Here is a 20,313-nt window from a genome sequence, read left to right as displayed (position 1 = left end):
GCAACCCTGCTGCTAGAGTGAGGCTCGCCCGCCCTCTCCACCAGGCTGGCCGCAAGGCGGTCGCACAACCGGTTGGAACAAGGAAGATGGGCAGGGAAGCAAACAATCGGAATTGGAATCAAACAAGATGAACAATAAGAAAAGCTTACTGGCCGGCCTGATTGGACTGGCCCTGCTGGCTGGCTGCAGTCAGGTACCGCAAGACTCCCCCAAACACTCCGGGCTGGCGCTGGCCAATATGGACACCCAGGTCAAACCCGGCGATGACTTCTTCCGTTACGTCAATGGCAAGTGGCTCGCCACCGCCAAGATCCCCGACGATCGCCCCGCCGATGGCGCCTTCTACATGCTGCGGGACAAATCCCTCGCCGATGTGCGGGTGCTGGTCGAGGGGCTGGCCAAGCAGGAGGCTGCCACCGGCACGCCGACCCAGCAGATCCGCGATCTCTACGCCAGCTATCTGGATCAGGCAGGCCGTGACGCCAAGGGGCTCACCCCGCTGGCACCGGCGCTGGCAGATATCGATCGGATCGGTGATCAGGCCGCGCTGGCCCGTGCCTTTGCCCAGTCGGGCCGCATGGGCGGTGGCGCACCGTTTGGCATCTGGATCGACGCCGATGCCAAGTCCCCCGACCGCTATGCGGTCTACCTCTATCAAGGTGGACTGGGGCTGCCGGATCGGGACTACTACCTCAAGCAGGATCCCGAGAGTCAGGCCCTGCGCCAGAAGTACCAGCAGCACATCGCCGCCATGCTGAGCCGCCTCGGGGAATCTGACCCGAGCGGCAAGGCCAAACGGATTCTGGCCCTCGAAACCCGGCTCGCCACCATCCAGTGGGACAACGTCGCGCTGCGGGATCGGGAGAAGAACTACAACAAGCGCCCCGTCAGCGAACTGGCACGGCTCGCCCCCCATCTCGACTGGCAGGCTTATCTCAATGCCGCGGGCATCGCTGGCCAGCCGGAGCTCATCATCGGTCAGCCGACCTATCTGAGCGCGCTGGATCAGGTGATGGCCCAGACCCCCATCGCCGACTGGCAGGCCTACCTCAAGTGGCAACTGCTGACCGACTACGCCCCCTATCTCGACAGCGAGACCGACCGCGCCAACTTTGCCTTCTACGGCACCACATTGAGCGGCACGCCCAAGCAGCGCGCCAGCTGGGAGCGGGCACTCGGGGTGCTGAACGATCATCTGGGTGAAGCAGTCGGCCAGCTCTATGTGGCCCGCTACTTCCCGCCAGCAGCAAAGGAGCGGATGGAGCAGCTGGTTGAGAACCTGCGCACCGCCTACGGTCAGAGCATCAAGGAGCTCGACTGGATGTCGCCCGAGACCAAGGCGCAGGCACTCGAGAAGCTGGCCAAGTTCCGCCCCAAGATCGGCTACCCCGACAAGTGGAAGGATTACAGCGCCATCACCATCAAACCGGATGATCTGGTGGGCAACCTGCAACGCTCGCAAGCCTTTGAATACGCAGACAGTCTGGCGCGCCTCGGCAAGCCGGTGGACCGGGACGAGTGGCACATGTCGCCGCAGACGGTGAACGCCTACTACAACCCGAGCAACAACGAGATCGTCTTCCCGGCGGCCATTTTGCAGCCCCCCTTCTTCGACATGACGGCGGATGATGCGGTCAACTACGGCGCCATCGGCGGGGTCATTGGCCACGAGATGGGCCACGGTTTTGATGATCAGGGGGCCAAATCCGACGGTGACGGCATGATGCGCGACTGGTGGACACCGCAAGATCTCAAGGAGTTCCGCTTCCGCACCAGCCGTCTGGTGGCCCAGTACAACCGCTTCGAGCCCATCAACGGCCAGTTCGTCAACGGCCAGTTCACTCTGGGTGAGAACATCGGCGATCTGGGCGGTCTCACCATCGCCCACAAAGCCTACGAGCTGTCACTGGATGGCAAGGAGGCGCCGGTGCTGGATGGCTTCACCGGCGAACAGCGCTTCTTCCTCGGTTGGGCACAGGTGTGGAAGGGGATGTATCGCCCCGAGCTGATGCAGATGCTGCTGCGCTCCGACCCCCACTCGCCCCCCGAGTACCGGGTCAACGGCGTGGTGCCGAACATTCCCGCCTTCTACGAGGCATTCAACATCCAGCCGGGTGACAAGCTCTATCTGCCGCCCCAGAAGCGGGTGAAGATCTGGTAACAGCATCACGGCGGGCTCCCCGGGAGCCCGCACTCAAGAGACAGCAAGAGGTTGCAAGATGAACAGAGCATTGATGATGGCAGGGCTGCTGACCCTGCCGCTGGCGGCACAAGCCGAAGAGGGATTTAGCAAGCAACTGACCCTCCCCTCCGGGCAGGTGATCCGGGTGGCGCAGGGGGTGGGTGAGCCCGCCTCCATCGGCAGCTATGACGTGCGGCTCTATTCGGGCCAGAACGCCAAATTTCCACTGGATGAGTTTCAGGATGGCAAGGTGATGGCCCGCAACGGCTTTATCAGGGAGCTGAAACTGGTCGACTTGAATGGCGACAAGCAGCCCGAGCTGGTGGTCATCATCGAGAGCGCCGGTAGCGGCAGCTATCAGGATGCCGATGCCTACACCGTCAGCCCGCAAGGGGAGCTGGAGATCTTTAATCAGGTCAAGGAGCTGGAGCCCAAAGAGGATGTGGTCAAGGCGCTCAAAAGCCCGCAGGACTAAGCCCTCTCCCGACATCTGACATATAAAAAGCCCTGATGATCAGGGCTTTGTTGTTTCTGCTGTTGGCGCAAACAGCTCAGAGGCGGGTCGCCCGGATGGAGACCTGCGGCAGCGCCATCTCGTGCTGGGCCGCCACCAGTTGCAGCTCGTAAGCCCCCGCCAGCCAGGTGCGAGCCAGCACGGCATCAACGCTGGCATTGGTAAGCTCGAACGCCGCCACCGGGGTGCAACCGGCCAGCAGATTGGCCAGCATGGTGGCGCTTAGCAGATCCCCCACCCCGATGGGGTGGCGAGCAAAAGGGTAGAGTGGGCGGGAGAGATGAAAGGTTCCCTCCTCGCACACCAGCAACATTTCGAAGCGGTCCATGGCAAAGCCGGCCTTGCCCAGATGCTTGACCATCACCAGCTTGACCCCTTGCGCGCGCAGCTGCTGGCACGCCTCGATGGCCTCCGGCACATTGCGGATATCGCGGCCGGTGAGCTGTTCCAGCTCCAGCAGATTGGGGGCCAGCATATCGGCGCAGGCCAGTGCCCGGTTTTTCAGAAAATCGGCGACGCCGGGTGCCACTATGCACCCCTTGTCGGGGTGACCCATCACGGGGTCACAAAAATAGAGGGCGGCCGGATTGAGCGCCTTGAGCCGGGCCACCGCCGCCAGGATCTCCTCCCCCTGTTCGGCCGAGCCGAGGTAGCCGCTCAGCAGCGCATCGCACTCGGCCAGCACGCCGATCTCCGCCAGGCCGTTTACCAGCTGACGGATATGACCGCCGGGCATCACCATCCCCTGCCAGCCTTCGCGGTATTGGGTGTGGTTGGAGAACTGCACCGTGTTCATCGGCCACACCTCGATCCCGAGGCGACGCATGGGAAAAACGGCGGCGCTGTTGCCGGCACAGCCAAAGACTACGTGGGATTGAATGGAGAGCACTCGCTTCATGATTGGCGACTCACGCAATAAGAACAGGAATTCCGGAGGGAAAAACGGGCCTTGCGGCCCGTTGTTGTCACTTTCGACTGTTGTCACTGTCGATTAACGCAGCACCTTGACGGTGTAGCTGCCATCGGCCTGACGATAGAGGCCGTGGATGTCGGTCTCGAAGCCCGGGTAGTGGGCACCGATCTCGCACAGCATCTCGAGGAACTCGAGCACCGGCAGAGAATCCTGGGTCACCATCTCGCCCGGCAGTACCAACGGAACTCCCGGCGGGTACGGCAGGATCATGTTGGCGCTGATGCGGTCAACCATGTCACGCAGCGGCACTTCCACCACGTTGCCGGCCAGCTCTTGCTGCCATGCGGCGTGCGGAGTCATCTTCATCTCCGGCAGTACGTCGAACGCCTTGAACATCAGCTCCGGCAGACGGTACTTGCTGGTCAGCTCGTGAATGCGCTGCGCCAGCTCCTGAATGCGCATCCCTTCGTAGAAGCTCGGGTCTTCACGATAGAGGCTCGGCAGTATGTTCTTGATGGTCAGGTTCAGGTCATAACCACGTTTGAACTCGGTCAGGGCGCGCAACAGCTGCATCGCCTTGGACTGATCGATACCGATGGAGAAGAGGAACAGCATGTTGTAGGGGCCGGTCTTCTCGACCACGATGCCGCGTTCGTCCAGGAACTTGGAGACCAGTGAAGCAGGAATGCCCTTCTCCAGCAGTTGGCCGTCACGACCCATACCCGGGGTCAGCAGGGTGACCTTGATCGGATCCAGGTACATGTGGTTGTCATCGATGTCCTTGAAGCCGTGCCAGTCATCTTTCGGATCCAGCTTCCAGCACTCGACGGTGTCGATGTTGTCCGGCTGCCATACGTCGAAGAACCAGCCTTCGCTCTGATCACGCAGACGCTTGATCTCTTTGCGGAAGGAGATGGCGCGATCGATGGAGTCCTTGATCAGACGCTTGCCGGTGTTGCCACGCATCATGGCAGCAGAGATCTCGGTAGAGGCCACGATGCCGTACTGCGGCGAGGTGGAGGTGTGCATCATGAATGCTTCGTTGAAGGTCTCCTCCTCCACGTCCCCCTTGATGTGGATCATCGAGGCCTGGGAGAAGGCCGCCAGCAGCTTGTGGGTGGACTGGGTTTCGTAGAACACCTTGCCCGGCATCGCTTCACCGCTCATGCCGCACTTGCCTTCATAGATCGGGCTGAAGTTGGTGTAAGGCACCCAGGCACTGTCGAAGTGGATGTAAGGAGTATCCAGCGCTTCCTTGATGAAGCCGGTGTTGTAGAGCAGACCATCATAGGTGGAGTTGGTAACGACGGCGTAACGGGGAGCCTGGGCACCCGGTGTCGCGGCAACCTTGGCAGCTATGGTGTCGCGGCTGAATTCGCTCTGCGGGATACCACCCAGAATGCCGTAGGCGTTGCGGGTCGGACGGAAGTAGATCGGGGTCACGTCGTTCATCATCATCAGGTGAGTGAGCGACTTGTGGCAGTTACGGTCAACCAGCACTGTGCTGCCGGCTGGCGCGGAGTACATGCCGACGATCTTGTTGGCAGTGGAGGTGCCGTTGGTAACGATATAGGAGCGATCGGCGTTGAAGGTACGGGCGATGTACTCTTCGGCTTCCTTGTGCGGACCTGAGTGATCCAGCAGGGAGCCCAGCTCCGGCATGGAGATGGATACGTCAGCCTTGAACGCGTTCGGGCCGTAGAAGTCATAGAAGATGCTGCCGGCCGGGCTCATCTGGAAGGCGGTACCGCCCATGTGACCCGGAGTACAGAAGGTGTATTTACCCTCTTCCACATACTTGAACAACGCCTTGGTGAACGGCGGCAGGATGGCGTCCTGATACTCCTGAGTGGCCTGACCCATCTTGAGGGCGATGTCGTCAGCCATGCCGAGACGGTACTCGAAGAAATGGACGTTCAGACGCAGGTCGGTCAGGTGAATGTCCAGGGTGGACTGGTCGTTGGCGAAGGCGAAGATCGGCAGCTTCTCGTTGCGATCGTGGATCTCCTTGCACAGACCCAGAGAGTATTTGTCCCAGTCGAAGATGGCGCCGCAAACGCGGGGGTTCTTCTCGATCAGTTTCAGCAGGTCGGCGACGTCGACCGGATAAACAACCTCGAAACCCTTGCGCTCGAGGGAGGCTTGCAGCTGGCGAATGGGTTCTTCTTTAAAGAAAACGCCCAGGTGGTTGAGGATGGCAATGATATTCATCGTAATGCTCCACACGTAAAGGGGCGCTCTCCATCAGGGATGGTGAGTGAAGAGCGCTCGGAAGATAAAAGGGGGAATTAGTTGCTGGGTTGTTCTTTCAGCAGGGCGTCGTGCTGACGCAGACCCTGTTTTTTGGCGTAGAACATCAGGATGATGAGCGACACCACGAAGGTAGCGGTGAGGTTGGAACCCTTGGCACCCATCAGGGCTACCAGACAGAAGACACAGGCCACACCGGAGAAGATCATGGCGCCGATGCTGCGGGAGGTCATGCCTTCAAAACGGATCAGGTTAATGCTGGAGTAGAAGTAGGGCAGCATGGTCAGCAGCACCGCATCTGTGGTCAGCACATTGAAGAGATCAGCAGCGTGAGCGGACTGGGAAGTGAAGGCGGTCAGGCCAACCATCAGGGCAGTCATCTTGAGGGAACCCAGGATCAGACCCTTCTTGGCCACGCCGTTCTTGTCCACTTCGCCGTAGATTTTCGGGAAGTTGCCGTCGTTGGCGGCACGCTTGCCCGCCTCGCCTACCAGCATCATCCAGGAACCGAGCGAGGTGAAGCAGGCCAGGGCGGTGAAGGCAGAGACGAACGGCGCAGACCAGCTACCGAAGATGGCGGAAGAGGCCATGGCAAACGGGGCGCCGGAGGCAGCCACTTCACCGGCTGGGAACATGCCGCTGATCACTTGGGTAGAGAGGATGTAGATAACACCCGCGATACCGGTACCCAGCATGGTAGCAAGCGGTACGGTGCGCTTGGGGTTCTTCACCATGCCGGAAGAGACGGCGGCAGATTCAACACCGACGAAGGACCAGAGGCAGATCAGCACGGCGCTGATGACCGCATGCAGGTCGCTGCCGCTGGTGGTGTTCCAGTTCTGGCTGTAGACGGTGGCATCAAAATGACCCCAACCCATCACCGCAGTACCGACAACCGGCAGCAGGATCAGCACCAGACCCAGGGTACAGAGTCGGCTCACCCAGCTGCCGCCAAGCAGGTTGACGAAGGTGAAGATCCAGACGGCAGCGATGGTGGCTGCGGCGGCCGGAATTGGGCTATTGAGAATGGGGAAGAAGACCGAGAGGTAGGAGACGCCGGTAATGGCGATGGCCAGGTTACCGATCCAGTTGGCGTGGTAATAGAGCACACCGGTCTGGAAACCGAACACCGGAGAGATCTCGCCAGCGTAAGCAATGGGGCCACCCTCTTGCGGGTTCTTGGTAGCCAGGCGGGCGAAGACAAAGGCGAGGCCCATGGCGCCTACCAGACAGATTGCCCAGCTAAAGACAGAGATGGAGCCGATGGTGGCCAGTGCCGAAGGCAGCAGCGCGATGCCACTCCCCATCATGTTGCCGGCCACCACACCTGTACAGGCGATAAGGCCAATCTTCTTGCTCGTATCTAGGGACATAAGATCTCCGGTTCTATAAAAGGTCGGGTCGTCACATACACATTTGGCGGAACGCCCCGCCAAAGAATGGGCACAGACTAGGCCTCTCATCCCCGGAAAACATAAAGACCAGCTAACGGATAAAAATATGAGGCAACTTTTTTCGCCGCCTCGTCGCTTTTGATAAAAACCATTTAAAAACAGTCAATTGACATCACATCACACAGCCCTCTTGATAAAACCTTGATATCCGGCCAACCCGTTTTTGCCCCTTGATAACCCCCTTATCTCGCCGTCTTGATATTTTTGGCCAGATAAACCCGGGATAAAGCAGCTCCCAATGCGCCCACTCCCCTTGTAACCATCCGAACGCCCTTTGGGTCATAACCCTAAATGGCCGCTCACCTCCTGTTCGGCCCTTCGCTCGGCTCATCACAATCCAAACTCAGAGGTAAAGCGCAACGGCGATAACCGGTAAGCAATGAGAAATGGGTCGAGACAGACAGCTTATCCCGTCGCCAACCATGAGCAGATGTCAGAAGCTGCGCGCGCGGCGTAAAGCCGAACAAACGCGAATGCCGCGAATGCCGCGTGCAAGGCAAAGGCAAGTGGGGATAGTGGGGAGCTTCGGGGGATAAATCGGGCCGCACCAGAGCGACTATCCCCGGTGGCAAACAAGCAGGATTGAGACAAGCAGAAACCGCACAGGCCGCCCGAAGGCAGCCTGTGGATGAGGTCGGCAACCGTGCCGACCGGGGAGAACCAACACTGCGGAGTTAGAAGAGCTTCACCTTGCTCTGACCCAGCGCATTGAATAGAGCCGGAGTTAGGCTCTCCATATTGCTGTAGAAACCGAGCTGCTGGCAGAGCAGATAGGTCTGCTCGGTCGCCTCCATCAGGAAGGCCTGACTGTAGGCATCACCCGCCGCCTCGGGGCGACCGTCCAGCTCCGCCAGCTTGCCCTGCAGTATGTAATAGAGCACCGAGCGGCCGCGACTCGCCGCCTTCTCCAGCAGATAGTTGGCCTGCTGTTGCTGGCCGTTGAGGATCGCCTGCAGGGTCAACGCCTCCCACACCCGGGCTGGCAGGGCACCGCTGTTTTGCACCACGCTGGCGAGATGAGTGCCAATCCCCTGCAGCCGCTCGCTCTCGGATTTGCCTGCCAGGGTGGCCAGCGCCTCGCCCGCCAGATAGCGCTCCGCCAGCAGCAGCGGCTGATCCGGATGGGCAATCAGCGCCTGCTCCAGCAGATCGATACCACGCTTGAGGGCGACCGGATCCCGGCTGTTGATGTAGTACTGCGCCTCCATCATCGCCATCAGGGAGGCATCATCGGTGGGCCAGCCCATCCCCGGCTCGGCATCGGGCTGGTCGAGGGCACGCAGCAGATCCTGGCTGCTCGCCTGCAACACGCCGTGCACACTGTGGCGACTGAGCTGGTACTGATGGCTGAACAGCACCCGGTTGGTGTTGATATTGCGATACTCCAGATCGAGATAGGTGCCGCGCGGCTGGCGGGTGACCCGCACACTCAGCTCCTTGCCGGGCATGATGCCCCCCATCAGAGTGGTGGCACCATACTGCACCCGCAGCGGCGTGGCCACCGCCACTTCCCCCATCAGGGCTCGGGTAATGCCGTCGGCGAGGCGCACGTTCTCGTTGTTGTCATCCATGCCGGAGTGGAAGCGGAACACCAGCAGATTGGGATCCAGCATGGCATGCACCTGGGGGCTGGTGTGCTGGTAGCTGAGCATGCTGACAATGGCGATCAGCACGATGGCAACGAAGATATCGAAACTCACCATCTTCCAGCGGCTGCGGGCATCCTTGGCATGGGTGGAGATGGCGCGGGTCAGGGGCCCGGCGGGAAAAGGGGCGACATTGGGCTGTGCATCATCATCCTGCTCAGCCACGGGCGGGCTCAGATCGGAGAGCGTCGGGTTGTCGGAGAGAGCGGTATTGACCGCGGGCGCGGGCTGCTCGTCCGCCATCACCACGGAAACCACCTGCAGCGGCCGCACCGGTGCCACCAGCTTGTAGCCGCGCTTGGGTACGGTGACGATATAGTCGGTCGCATCGGTGCGACCATCTTTGAGGATCTTGCGCAGTTCGAAGATGGACTGGGTCACTACCTGATCGGTCACCTCGGCGCCATCCCACACCTCGTTGATCAAGGCATCGCGGCCAAACACGGTGCCGGCATTATGGGCCAGAAACCGCAACAGATTGACCAGTCTGGGTTCGAGGTAGACCTCGCGGTCGGGGCGACACAGCATGTTGTCGTCAACGCTCAGGGTCCAGTCGTGGATCTCAAAAACCGATTCGCTCATGATTCACTCGCTGCAGATGGTGACAATGCACGATGAGAGAGACGCAAAACCCGGGCTGACTGAACGGAACAAGGCGCTATCACCACAGGTGACAGATAAAAAGAGAACCGAAGCAATCACATCTCTGAGAGTCAGTCTGGCCAGGCCATCCTGTTTACGTCTGAAGGGCATCCTTGCGGGCATTCCGACCACCGGGATCGGAAGGGATCACTTTAAGCAAAACGGGAGCTGGATCCCACTTTTTTTGGCTATAAATCGCCGTTGAGTTGATCCGACACCGCACTTTTCGGCAAATAGCGTGCCAACTAGTATCCATATGAACATCCCATATGCCGGAATCAAAAAGCCCTGAACATCAGGGCTTTCTCATTTCTTCGACAATCGGGGAGACGTTACTTCGCTACCGGGAGCGCATCCTGCTGACGACTACGGCGCAGATGACGCCGCCACAACGAGAAGCCGCCGTAGCCAAGACTCAGCACCACCGCATAGAGCACCTGAGTGGCGAGCGCCACCAGCACCAGAGCGCAGAGCAGCACGCTTATCCCTGCCAGCCCCTTGCCCACCCCGCCGAGCAGACGCCAGCCCGCCGCCATGCAGAGCAGGTAGACCAGCACGAAATTGCCGTTGGCGTAGCGGATCAGCTCATCGAGCGGCAGTCGCAGCCAGATGATTAGGGTGATGCAGATCAGACAGATGGCGAGCACCAGACCGAGCGCCCGCAGCGGCGCGCCGCGCGCGGTGAGCACAGCCAGCGAGGGGGGCAACTTGCCTTCCCGCGCCATGCTCCAGATCAGCCGGGCAAAGCCCTGAATGTAGATATTGATGCTGGCAAAGCAGGAGAGATAACCGAGCACCGCCACCAGCCACTTGGCGGTGGGGCCGAACAGCAGCGCCAGCAGGGAGGGGATAGCGGTGGCGTTTTTCGCCTCATCGCCGTAGAGGCCATATTTGAGCACCACCAGCGAGTGTACCCAGTAGATGAGCCCCGCCAGCAGTACCCCGCCGAGCAGGGCAATGGGGTAGTCCCGCTCCGGTCGCTTGAACTCCTCCCCCATGTGGGCGAAGGCTTCCAGCCCGACAAAACACCAGAACATCACCGCCAGCGCGGTAGCCATAGGGGGCCACTCGTCCGCGCTCGGTAGCGGCCGGGCCGCATCGCGCCAGCTCACCTCCCCCTTGAACCAGATAAGCAGGGTCAGCCCCAAAATGGCGAGCGCAATCAGCAGTTGCAGATTGCCGGAGGAGCGCGCCCCGCGCAGCCCCAGCAGGAATACCCCGAGCAGGGTGAGCAGCTGGATGGCCCAGAGGGTCCACTCCCCCATCTCGAACAGGGCGTGCCAGAAGCCGGCGGCAATCATCAGGGCGGCAGGCAGCCCCACCGGCAGCACAGCCAGAAAGAGGAAGGCGGAGAAGCGCTCGGCGCCGTTGCCAAAAGCGAGGCCAATCAGGTGCGGCGCGCCGCCCGCATGGGGATAGCGACGGCCGAGGCGAGCGAAGGTAAAGGCGATGGGCAGCACCAGCGCAATCAGCAGCAACCAGGCCCAGAGCGAGGCCCCACCCGCCAGCGAGGCGGCGGTCGCCGGTACCACGAAGATCCCGGTGCCAAGCAGCGAGGTGGCGAGCAGCCCCATCCCCTGCCAGAGCCCGAGATCCTTTTTCAACCCAGACATATCCTTTTGTCCCGACTAGAAAAACATCCCGCCATGTTAGGCCTGCTCCGCCCCTTTGTTAAGCACGATGGTTAAGCGCGGCTGCGAGAATATGCAGCCTTTTATTCGGGCTCGGGCCCAGCTTGCAGGGACTCGGCCAGAAAATCCCCCAGCAGGGTGATCTTGAGCACCTGCCGCCGCGCCGCCGGATAGATGAAGTAGAGGGTCTTGGCAGGGCTCTGATAGCGACCAAGCAGCGGCAGCAGACGCCCCGCAGCGATATGGTCACTCACCTGTTCGGCGGGCTGCAAGGTGATGCCAGCCCCCGAGAGCGCAGCCGTCAACAGCGCTGGCCAGTGATTGATGCGCAGGCGCGAGGCGACCCGTACCTCCTCGCTCTGGCCATCGCCCCCGACAAACTGCCAACGCTCGTGCTCCCCCCAGTTGCCGTGCAGACACTGGTGGCGAACTAGATCGGCCGGATGACGGGGCACACCGTGGCGATTGAGGTAGTCGGGCGCCGCGCAGAGGCGGTAGTGCTGGGTCAGCAGCGGACGGGCAATAAGTGCCTCATCCTGCGGGCGCAGGGTGCGGATAGCGGCATCGAATCCCTCCTCCACCAGATCGACCCAGCGGGGGGTGAGCTGCAGATCCAGATCCAGCTTGGGGTAGCGGTCGAGAAAAGCGGGCAGCAGCGGCACCAGCCGATGGTGGCCAAAGCTGAGGGGAGCGGTGATGCTCAGCCGTCCGGCCGGCTCGGCCAGCAGGTTCTGGGTGAGCGACTCGGTCAGTGCCAGCTCCTCCAGCACCCGCTGGCAGCGAGCCAAAAACAGCTGGCCCAGTTCGGTGAGAGTCTGCTGGCGGGTGGTCTTGTGAAACAGCTTGCCCCCCAGCCACTGCTCCAGCCCCAGCACATGCTTGCCCACCATCTGGGCGCTGATCCCCTCTTCGCTCGCCACCGCGCTGTAGGAGCCGAGATCCACTACTCGGGTGAAGATACGCATGCTGGTCAATCGGTCCACAACCCCTCCTTTTTGCCCGTTTCAAGGCCGTTTGGCCCGCGACAAGGGCCCTAATTCACAACCAAAAGTTTAGTAAGAAATGGATTTTAGCCAATTTATTCAACCTTTAGTTACCAATACAGTGATGCCGTCCCTTCCCCACAGGATAAATTCCCATGAAAAGCACCTATCTGGCCGCATTACTGGTCGGTCTGCTGGCCAGCGGCGCCAGTCAGGCCGCCGAGAGCAGCTTTATCAGCAACCACGACCATGCACCTGCCTCAGCAACTCAAGCCCGGCCCGATATCTTTCGGGTCAGCCTGCTCGGCACCGGCACTCCGGTGCCCCAGATCAGCCGGGGCGGCTACAGCACTCTGATCGAGGCGGGCAACCAGAAGCTGGTGTTCGATTTTGGCCGCAACTCCGCCACTCGCCTGTGGCAGCTGCATATCCCCATCGGCCGGGTCAACGCCTTCTTCCTCACCCACTTTCACTCCGACCACACCAACGGGCTGGCGGATCTCTGGCTGACCGGCTGGCTGCAACCGGCCTATGGCCAGCGCCACGCGCCGATGGAACTCTACGGCCCCAAAGGCACCACAGCTCTCGCCCGTGGCTTGCAGCAGGCCTACGCCACCGACATCGCCACCCGGGTCAAGGATGAGGGAACGCCGCTGGATGGGGTGGAGATCAACAGCCACGAGGTCACCGCCGGGGTGGTCTACGACCAGGACGGGGTCAAGGTGACTGCCTTTGACAACGACCACGGGGTCAACATCAAGCCATCATTCGGCTATCGCATCGACTACCACGGCCACAGCGTGGTGCTCTCCGGCGATACCCGCTACAGCCCCGAAGTAGTGAAGCAGGCCAAAGGGGCCGATCTGCTGGTGCACTGCGTCTCCATGACCTCTGCCGAGCAGATGAAGGCCAACCCCGGCTACAAGGCGATCGCCGGTCACCTCGCCTCCCCTGAGCAGGCGGCCCAGGTAATGAACGAAGCCAAACCGGCGCTGACCGTGTTCAGCCATATCGGCCTCAACGGCAAGATCAGGGTCAAAGATCTGGCGCAGGATCTACGCGCCCGCTACTCGGGCCCCTTTGTCATCGGCAACGACCTGATGCAGATTGATCTGCCCACCACGGCCTCCGGCAAGGGCTATGCCCTCTGGCAGTCGGAGAATATCGACAATAAATAGCTGGCACGGATGCCGGTCAGCCATGGCCGGCATCCGCAATCGACACCGGGGGCTATCTTTAAGGGGTGTTTGACCACAAGGAGTTATCTCTATGAGCCTGAAATGGAAGCACCTCGCCCTGGCCACTCTTCCCTTGTTCGGCATGACGGCCGCGCAGGCGGCGGTGTTGACCAGCCTTGAATGGCCCCCTTACACCAGCGCCAGCCTCCCTGAACAGGGCAAGAGCAGTCAGGTGGTGACTGCAGCCTTTGCCTTGGCTGGCGACCCGCTGACTATCAAGTTCTATCCCTGGCAACGGGCCGTGGACGAGGCGACCAACAACCCCGAGGTACTGGGTTATTTCCCCGAGTATCTCGACCCCAAGAGCAGTTGCCTCTTCTCCGACCCCATAGGTAACGGCCCCCTCGGGTTTGCCCAGCGAGCCGATCAGCCGGTCACCTGGCAGAGCCTTGATGACCTCAAGGGCAAGAAAATTGGTGTCGTCACCGGCTATGTGAATACCACCGAGTTCGACGAAAAAGTGGCCAGCAAGGCGCTCTCGGCCGATGCCACCAGCTCGGACAGCCAGAACCTGCTCAAGCTCGGCAACGGTCGGCTCGATCTGGCGGTTATCGACCAGAATGTGATGACCTATCTGCTGGAGAGCGATCCCCAGCTCAAGGACGTTGCCGCCAACCTCGGCTTCAACGGCAAGATCCTCGAGGACAAGTCTCTCCACGTCTGCTTTACCAACTCTGCCAAGGGGAAAGAGGCACGGGACAAATTCAACAAGGCGCTGGCCAGCGACGAGGTGAAGAAGTTGATGAAGTAGCGATACCGCATCCGCTCGGCGCCCCAAACAGCCATAAAAAAAGCCGCCTCTTGCGAGGCGGCTTCTTCATTCAACTTGGTAACCGGAGTTATCAGGCAATCAGCTTGTAGATGATACCGGACATGGCGATCAGGCCGATGATGGTCACGAAGCCGTTGCTGATGTTGCCAGCGTATTTGCGCATGGCCGGAACCTTGGTGATGGCGTACATCGGCATCAGGAACAGCAGCATTGCGATGATCGGGCCGCCCAGGTCTTCAATCATGCCGAGGATGCTCGGGTTGATGGTAGCGATGGCCCAGGTGGTCAGGATCATGAACACGGCAGTGACTTTGTTCAGTTGCTTGGTGTCAACGTTCTTGCCCTTCTCGCGCAGCGCCTTGGCCATCAGGCCGTTCATGCCTTCTTGCGCCCCCAGGTAGTGACCCAGGAAGGATTTGCTGATGGCAACCATGGCGATCAGCGGAGCCACAGTACCGATAACCGGGTTATCGAAGTGGTTGGCCAGGTAGGACAGGATGGAGATGTTCTGTTCTTTGGCAGCAGCCAGGTCAGCCGGGGAGAGGCTCAGTACGCAGCTGAATACGAAGAACATAACGGTCATCACCATCATGACGTGGGCGCCCAGCAGGATGTTGCTGCACTTCTTCTCGGCACCTTCACCGTAACGACCTTTGTTGTCCACCGCGAAGGAGGAGATGATCGGGGAGTGGTTGAAGGAGAATACCATTACCGGGATAGCCAGCCACAGGGTCTTGATGAAGTCACCGTTGAAGGCGTCGGACAGGGCCGGAGCTTCAGTGATGATGGCACCGTTCCAGTGCGGGATCAGGTAGAACGCCAGACCCATCAGGGTGAGCACGAACGGGAATACCAGCACGCTCATCGCTTTGACGATAACCTGGCCGCCCAGACGAACAACCGCCATCAGACCGAGGATCAGAGCCAGTGACAGAACGGCACGGGGAGGTGCAGACATGCCCAGCTGGTGAACAATCACGCTCTCGACGGTGTTGGTGATGGCGACTGAATACATCAGCACGATCGGGTAGATGGCAAAGAAGTAGAGCAGGGTGATGAATTTGCCTGCGGTCTTGCCGAAGTGCTCTTCTACTACTTCAGTGATGTCGCCATCACGGGTAGAGCCGGACAGCACGAAGCGGGTCAGACCACGGTGAGCAAAGAAAGTCAGCGGCAGCGCCAGGATCAACATGGCAACCAGCGGCCACAGGCCACCTACACCGGCGTTGATTGGCAGGAAGAGCACACCGGCACCGATCGCGGTACCGTACAGACCCAGCATCCAGACCACATCGGCCTTGTTGACGCCGCGGGAGGTGTTGCTGGCTAAACGACCATCAGCTGCAATATTCATGTCAGACATACGTTGTTCCTGTCATCTAGGAAAATGGGATTCTTGTTTGGTCGGGCCTTGGCCCGGTTCCATCTCCCTGGAACGCCTGCTGTCCGTCCTTGATATTAACCTCTCGCCCCCCGGCAACCTGGCCATCACTCCTTGTGACAACAGGATTGCAACAAACAACAGTGCGAGATTTTGACCCTGAGGGTCGGCGCCCGTCTCACTTAACAACCGATTAACGTGCACCACTCTTGATGGGCTGACTTTAATTAAATGCCCTTATTAATCACAGCGTTTTTTTGAATTAATCAACCAAAGTTTGATTTTGGTCGCCTTTCGGACGACCAAGATCACACTCAAGGCGCCTTATTGTGAGTTTTTTTTAACAATTCAACTTAGTTTCACTGGAATCAATGGCCTGCGAGCAGCTACATATTTGCAACAAGCCACCCGTTTAGCGCGGATTGTGTGCGACACGGCCTTGGCGTACCCTTGTGACTCACGCCTTTTTGTTGATTGATGATGACCATTACCCGTACCGATCTCGCCGAACTGGCGGTGTTTGCCGCCGTCGCCCGTCACCGCAGTTTCAGCAAGGCCGCCCTCGAACTCGGGGTCTCCGCCTCCGCCCTCAGCCACAGCCTGAAAGGGTTGGAAGCCCGTCTGGGGGTGCGGCTGCTCAACCGCAGTACCCGCGCCGTGGTACCGACCGAAGCGGGCCAGCGGCTGCTCAAGCAGCTGCTCCCCACCCTCAATACTCTTGAAGAGGCGCTTTGCGAGCTGGCCCGCAACAGCGATGAACCGGTGGGTCGACTCAAACTCTGCGCCCCCCGCGGCGCCATCGACAGTCTGCTGGCACCTGTGCTGATCGACTATCTGGCCCGTTATCCGCGGATGCAGGTGGAGGTAGTGGAGCAGGAGCTGATGCCCCGGCTGATTGAAGATGGTTACGATGCCGCGCTCTTTTATGGGGATCTGCTGCCCAAGGAGATGATCGGCATCCCCCTCGGCCCGCCCCAGCGCTATCTGGTGGTGGGCTCCCCGGCCTATCTGGCGGAGCACGGTACGCCGGAGCACCCGAGCGAGCTGAGCCGCCACGCCTGCATCGGCTATCGCCTCACCCCGCACCATCACTATCGCTGGGCCTTTGCCGCCGATGGCACCATGCTGGAGATCGAAGTGACCGGGCCGCTCACTACCAGCACCCCAGCCCTCTATCTGGGCGCCGCCGAGGCGGGGCTGGGGCTCGCCTACTGTCTGGAAGAGGAGGTGAGCCAAAAAGTCGCGGAAGGGAAACTGCTCACCGTGCTGGAGCCCTGGTGCCCCACCTTTGCCGGCTTCTACCTCTTCTATCCCAGTCGGCATCAACTGGGCAGCGGCCTGCGCATCCTGATCGACATGCTCAAGGCCCACTACCAAAACCCCGGATTAATGAGTAATACTCAGCAATTCATCAAGTGAAACCCTGATTATCGCCAAATAAGTATTAATCTAGACTAGCTGTTCGATAATCGAACTCCCCGAGAGAACAGATATGTCTGCCTATTTAACACTGCGGCAACGGGCCATGACCCGTCGCTTCTGGGCTTACGCCCTCCCCTCCATTCTTGCCATGCTGGTCTCGGGGGCCTACTACCTCATCGACGGCATCTTCGTCGGCCACTATGTCGGTGCCGCTGGCCTCGCCGGGATCAACCTGGTCTATCCGGTAATCATGGTGCTGATTGGTCTGGCCGCCATGATCAGCATGGGGGCCGCCACTGCCATCTCCTTCCAGCAAGGGGCGAAAAACGACAAGCTGGCCCGTCAGGCGCTGGTCAACGCCCTCTGGCTGCTGGCCGGACTCGGGGGCGTTGCGCCGGTGCTGCTCTATTACACCCACACCGATATCCTGCTGGGGCTGGGGATTGAACAGGGCACCGAGACCTGGAAACAGGCAAGCGACTACCTAACCTGGATTGGCGGCGGTACCCTGCTGCTGGCCAGCAATCTGGCGGTGCCCTATCTGCTGCGCAACGATGGCCGCCCGAAACTGGCCATGGTGCTGGTGAGCAGCGGCGCCGTGCTCAATATCATCCTCAACTACATCATGGTGGGTCGGCTGGGGCTGGGATTGATCGGGACTGCGCAAGCCACCCTGATGGCAGAGGGTGCGGTGAGCCTGATCGGCCTTGGCTACTTCTTTACCCCCTGGGCGCGGCTGCGCCTCAGCTGGCGGGATCTGGTGCCCAACCTCCCCGCCATGCCGCACCTGCTCTTTACCGGCCTGCCGAGCCTGATTGCCCAGTTCAACCTCGGCCTGCTGCTGATGCTGCACAACAGCCAGCTGATGGTGTATGGCAATGTGAAGGATCTGGCGGGTTTTACCGTTGCCGGTTACACCGAGGCGGTCTTTATCGTCATCCTGCAGGGGCTGGCGTTCGGCATTCAGCCGCTCATCAGCAAAGCGGCGGGGGCCAAGCGCCACCGCAACCTCAAGTACCTCATGGAGATGGGGCTCAAGTTCACCTTTATCTACGGCATGCTGGTGTGGCTCACCATCCAGCTGCTGCCGGGACAGGTCGCCATGCTCTATACCGGCGACAAGGATCCCGAACTGCTGGCCGCTGCCATCAGCAGCCTGACCCTCAACCTCGGCGCCATTCCGCTGGAGGGGATCATCATGTTCGGCATAGTGCTGCTGCAATCCATGGCGCGTACCCGTCAGGCGCTGGTCATCTCCATCGCCAAAACCGTGTTGCTGCTGCCGCTCATCTTCCTGCTGCCACAACTGTGGGGTCGTGATGGGGTGCTGATGGCCCAGCCCGCGACCGTGCTGCTGCTCACCCTGCCGCTCTGCTGGCTGCTGTGGCGCGAGTGGCTGCGCCTGAAGATGGCCTGCGCGCCAAAAAACAAGCGTCGCCCGCAACCTGCCCGCGCACGCGCCGCCGTCCAGCTGGCCCGTTAAGACCACCCATCCCGCAAAACAATAAAAAACCGGCATCCCCTGATGCCGGTTTCTGCTATATGGGCGGGTCTGCCTGCCCTTACTCGAGGATTCAGGCCAGCACTGCTGCCCACACTATGCCAATACTTCTGGCCTGAGCTGGGCCATCAGCCCCGGGTTGTCGGAGTAATCCACCGGAATGGCCACCACAGCAGGCCCCTCCACCGCCAGCGCGGCCCGCAGGGTGGCGCGCAGCTCGTCGGCCGAGCGCACCGCAAACCCGGCCGCCCCGAACGATTCGGCATAGCGTTTGAAGTCGATGGGGCCAAAAGAGACGCCAGAGGTGCGACAATACTTCTGCTGCTCCTGCATCGCCACCATGTTGTAGCCGTTATCGACCCAGATGATGTGGACGATATTGCTCTTGAGCCGCACCGCCGTCTCCAGCTCCATGCTCGACTGCATAAAGCTGCCATCCCCCGATACCGAGATCACCCTCTCACCCGGCCTTACCAGCGCCGCGCCGATGGCCCACGGCAGTGCCACCCCCATGGTCTGCTGACCGTTGGAGATCAGCACCTGACGGGCGCGGAAGCTGTAGAGGTAGCGGGCAATCCAGATATGGAAGCTGCCCATGTCGACGCAGAGGGTCATGTCGTCGCGCACCAGATCCTGCAGCTCGCGCACGATACGCAAGGGGTGAACCGGATTGCCGTGCATATCATCGGCCCGCATCGCCAGTCGCAGCCGCTGCTGACGTACCCCTTGCAGCAGCCGATCCACCTCGGGGGGGCGGATTTTCGGATTGCCCATGATGCGGGTCAGCTGCAACAGGTTGGCGCGGATCGACCCCACCAGCTCGGCGGTCGGGCAGTAGCTGCTGTCGATATCGGCAGGCAGCACGTCGATATGGAGGATGCGCCGCTCCCGGTCGCCATTCCACAGCACGGGGTCGTACTCGATGGGGCTGTAGCCGATGCAGATCACCAGGTCGGCCCCTGCCAGCAGTTGATCCCCCGGCTGGTTGTTGAAGAGCCCCACCCGTCCGGCAAAGTCATCGAAGTGGCAGCTGTCCACCACCCCGGCAGCCTGATAGGTACCGGTCACCGGCAGCCGCACCTTGTCGAGGAAGGCGCGCACTGCCTCGGCATTCTCCGGCCGACTCGCCATCAGGCCGAGCAGCACCACTGGATTCTGGGCGTTGCGCAGCAGGGTCAATGCCTGCTCCATATTCTGTTCATCGGCACAGCCCGGCTCCGGCACTTCCCGAGGCACCAGCACATTGCCCTTCACCGGCTTGTTGATGATATCCATCGGCAGGCTGACAAACGCCGCCCCCGGCCGTCCCAGCTCGGCGGCGCGAAAGGCGTTGGCCATCACTTCCGAGATCGCCGCCCCGCTGTTGACCTGGGCACTGAACTTGGTGACCGGACGGCAGAGGTTGACCGTATCCATGCTCTGATGAGTGAGTTTGAGGCCATCGGCACGGCGCACCGCACCGCCCAGCGCCACCATGGGGTCTCCCTCCGAGGTGGCCGTCGCCAACCCGGTAATAAGGTTGGAGCAGCCGGGGCCCGAGGTGACCAGCGCCACCCCCGCCTTGCCGGTGAGGCGCCCCACGGCGGCCGCCATAAAGGCGGCGTTCGCCTCGTGGCGCACCACTATGGTCTCGATGGGGGAGTCCTCCAGCGCATCGAACACCCGGTCAATCTTGGCACCCGGGATCCCGAACACCTGCTTGACCCCTTGCGCCTCCAGATGACGAACCACCAGCTCGGCACCGCACTTCCATTGTCTGTTTTCCATGATATTGCTCCTTGTCT

14 protein-coding genes are annotated in these 20,313 nt (G+C 60.7%); 6 read left to right on the top strand and 8 right to left on the bottom strand.

The window, feature by feature from the left end; genetic code table 11:
• The first annotated feature begins 127 nt into the window (after nucleotides 1-127).
• Together G5306_RS09795 and G5306_RS09790 are read left to right on the top strand one after the other, a co-directional pair.
• The gene (locus tag G5306_RS09795; protein WP_421312794.1) at nucleotides 128-2,161 is read left to right on the top strand and encodes a M13 family metallopeptidase; all 2,034 of its coding nucleotides are present in this window, start codon (nucleotides 128-130) and stop codon (nucleotides 2,159-2,161) included.
• A gap of 58 nt (nucleotides 2,162-2,219) precedes the next feature.
• A complete protein-coding gene (locus G5306_RS09790; protein WP_257687151.1) occupies nucleotides 2,220-2,657 on the top strand; it encodes a PliI family lysozyme inhibitor of I-type lysozyme in 438 nt (145 codons plus the stop codon).
• Between the two features lie 76 nt (nucleotides 2,658-2,733).
• On the opposite strand, the gene pdxY is transcribed toward G5306_RS09790, so the two are convergent.
• The 6 genes from pdxY to G5306_RS09760 form a co-directional block, all read right to left on the bottom strand.
• Complete coding sequence (gene pdxY, locus G5306_RS09785) at nucleotides 2,734-3,594, bottom strand: pyridoxal kinase PdxY (protein WP_108612855.1); 861 nt, start codon at nucleotides 3,592-3,594, stop codon at nucleotides 2,734-2,736.
• Nucleotides 3,595-3,687: 93 nt separating this feature from the next.
• The gene (locus tag G5306_RS09780) at nucleotides 3,688-5,820 is read right to left on the bottom strand and encodes a lysine decarboxylase CadA (RefSeq protein ID WP_042055201.1); all 2,133 of its coding nucleotides are present in this window, start codon (nucleotides 5,818-5,820) and stop codon (nucleotides 3,688-3,690) included.
• A gap of 77 nt (nucleotides 5,821-5,897) precedes the next feature.
• The gene (cadB, locus tag G5306_RS09775; RefSeq protein ID WP_216948159.1) at nucleotides 5,898-7,232 is read right to left on the bottom strand and encodes a cadaverine/lysine antiporter; all 1,335 of its coding nucleotides are present in this window, start codon (nucleotides 7,230-7,232) and stop codon (nucleotides 5,898-5,900) included.
• A gap of 755 nt (nucleotides 7,233-7,987) precedes the next feature.
• Nucleotides 7,988-9,541: a lysine decarboxylation/transport transcriptional activator CadC gene (gene cadC / locus G5306_RS09770; RefSeq protein ID WP_021229174.1), complete on the bottom strand. Its 1,554-nt coding sequence runs from the start codon at nucleotides 9,539-9,541 to the stop codon at nucleotides 7,988-7,990.
• A 392-nt stretch (nucleotides 9,542-9,933) separates the two neighbouring features.
• Nucleotides 9,934-11,214, bottom strand: coding sequence for an L-methionine/branched-chain amino acid transporter (gene yjeH / locus G5306_RS09765; RefSeq protein ID WP_421312793.1), 1,281 nt, complete (start codon nucleotides 11,212-11,214; stop codon nucleotides 9,934-9,936).
• A 101-nt stretch (nucleotides 11,215-11,315) separates the two neighbouring features.
• Nucleotides 11,316-12,215, bottom strand: coding sequence for a LysR family transcriptional regulator (locus G5306_RS09760; RefSeq protein WP_421312792.1), 900 nt, complete (start codon nucleotides 12,213-12,215; stop codon nucleotides 11,316-11,318).
• A gap of 155 nt (nucleotides 12,216-12,370) precedes the next feature.
• Between G5306_RS09760 and G5306_RS09755 the strand changes: the two genes are divergently transcribed.
• On the top strand, nucleotides 12,371-13,393 hold the full coding sequence (locus G5306_RS09755; RefSeq protein WP_421312791.1) for an MBL fold metallo-hydrolase: 1,023 nt from the start codon (nucleotides 12,371-12,373) through the stop codon (nucleotides 13,391-13,393).
• 91 nt (nucleotides 13,394-13,484) lie between these two features.
• Nucleotides 13,485-14,204, top strand: coding sequence for a substrate-binding periplasmic protein (locus G5306_RS09750; RefSeq protein WP_021229181.1), 720 nt, complete (start codon nucleotides 13,485-13,487; stop codon nucleotides 14,202-14,204).
• A 91-nt stretch (nucleotides 14,205-14,295) separates the two neighbouring features.
• On the opposite strand, the gene G5306_RS09745 is transcribed toward G5306_RS09750, so the two are convergent.
• Nucleotides 14,296-15,588, bottom strand: coding sequence for an HAAAP family serine/threonine permease (locus tag G5306_RS09745; RefSeq protein WP_005338498.1), 1,293 nt, complete (start codon nucleotides 15,586-15,588; stop codon nucleotides 14,296-14,298).
• A 498-nt stretch (nucleotides 15,589-16,086) separates the two neighbouring features.
• Between G5306_RS09745 and G5306_RS09740 the strand changes: the two genes are divergently transcribed.
• Nucleotides 16,087-17,025 carry a LysR family transcriptional regulator gene (locus tag G5306_RS09740; RefSeq protein WP_064338523.1) on the top strand — a complete coding sequence of 313 codons (939 nt, stop codon included), beginning with the start codon at nucleotides 16,087-16,089 and terminating at the stop codon, nucleotides 17,023-17,025.
• Between the two features lie 73 nt (nucleotides 17,026-17,098).
• Entirely contained in the window at nucleotides 17,099-18,511 is a 1,413-nt protein-coding gene (locus G5306_RS09735; protein WP_076492884.1) for an MATE family efflux transporter, read from the top strand.
• A gap of 114 nt (nucleotides 18,512-18,625) precedes the next feature.
• On the opposite strand, the gene alsS is transcribed toward G5306_RS09735, so the two are convergent.
• Nucleotides 18,626-20,296 carry an acetolactate synthase AlsS gene (alsS, locus tag G5306_RS09730; protein WP_227342117.1) on the bottom strand — a complete coding sequence of 557 codons (1,671 nt, stop codon included), beginning with the start codon at nucleotides 20,294-20,296 and terminating at the stop codon, nucleotides 18,626-18,628.
• Nucleotides 20,297-20,313 lie beyond the last annotated feature (17 nt).

The sequence above is a fragment of the Aeromonas sp. 603404 genome (genome assembly GCF_049171775.1).
GTDB classification, from domain to species: domain Bacteria; phylum Pseudomonadota; class Gammaproteobacteria; order Enterobacterales; family Aeromonadaceae; genus Aeromonas; species Aeromonas veronii_A.
Note: the sequence above shows the minus strand (reverse complement) of the source record. Positions and strands in the feature narration are given on the sequence as shown.

What these genes read in the sequence shown, in the direction of transcription:
- G5306_RS09795 (WP_421312794.1), top strand. Translation starts at nt 128, where the DNA reads ATGAACAATAAGAAAAGCTTACTGGCCGGCCTGATTGGACTGGCCCTG.
- G5306_RS09790 (WP_257687151.1), top strand. Translation starts at nt 2,220, where the DNA reads ATGAACAGAGCATTGATGATGGCAGGGCTGCTGACCCTGCCGCTGGCG.
- pdxY (WP_108612855.1), bottom strand. Translation starts at nt 3,594, where the DNA reads ATGAAGCGAGTGCTCTCCATTCAATCCCACGTAGTCTTTGGCTGTGCC.
- G5306_RS09780 (WP_042055201.1), bottom strand. Translation starts at nt 5,820, where the DNA reads ATGAATATCATTGCCATCCTCAACCACCTGGGCGTTTTCTTTAAAGAA.
- cadB (WP_216948159.1), bottom strand. Translation starts at nt 7,232, where the DNA reads ATGTCCCTAGATACGAGCAAGAAGATTGGCCTTATCGCCTGTACAGGT.
- cadC (WP_021229174.1), bottom strand. Translation starts at nt 9,541, where the DNA reads ATGAGCGAATCGGTTTTTGAGATCCACGACTGGACCCTGAGCGTTGAC.
- yjeH (WP_421312793.1), bottom strand. Translation starts at nt 11,214, where the DNA reads ATGTCTGGGTTGAAAAAGGATCTCGGGCTCTGGCAGGGGATGGGGCTG.
- G5306_RS09755 (WP_421312791.1), top strand. Translation starts at nt 12,371, where the DNA reads ATGAAAAGCACCTATCTGGCCGCATTACTGGTCGGTCTGCTGGCCAGC.
- G5306_RS09750 (WP_021229181.1), top strand. Translation starts at nt 13,485, where the DNA reads ATGAGCCTGAAATGGAAGCACCTCGCCCTGGCCACTCTTCCCTTGTTC.
- G5306_RS09745 (WP_005338498.1), bottom strand. Translation starts at nt 15,588, where the DNA reads ATGTCTGACATGAATATTGCAGCTGATGGTCGTTTAGCCAGCAACACC.
- G5306_RS09740 (WP_064338523.1), top strand. Translation starts at nt 16,087, where the DNA reads ATGACCATTACCCGTACCGATCTCGCCGAACTGGCGGTGTTTGCCGCC.
- G5306_RS09735 (WP_076492884.1), top strand. Translation starts at nt 17,099, where the DNA reads ATGTCTGCCTATTTAACACTGCGGCAACGGGCCATGACCCGTCGCTTC.
- alsS (WP_227342117.1), bottom strand. Translation starts at nt 20,296, where the DNA reads ATGGAAAACAGACAATGGAAGTGCGGTGCCGAGCTGGTGGTTCGTCAT.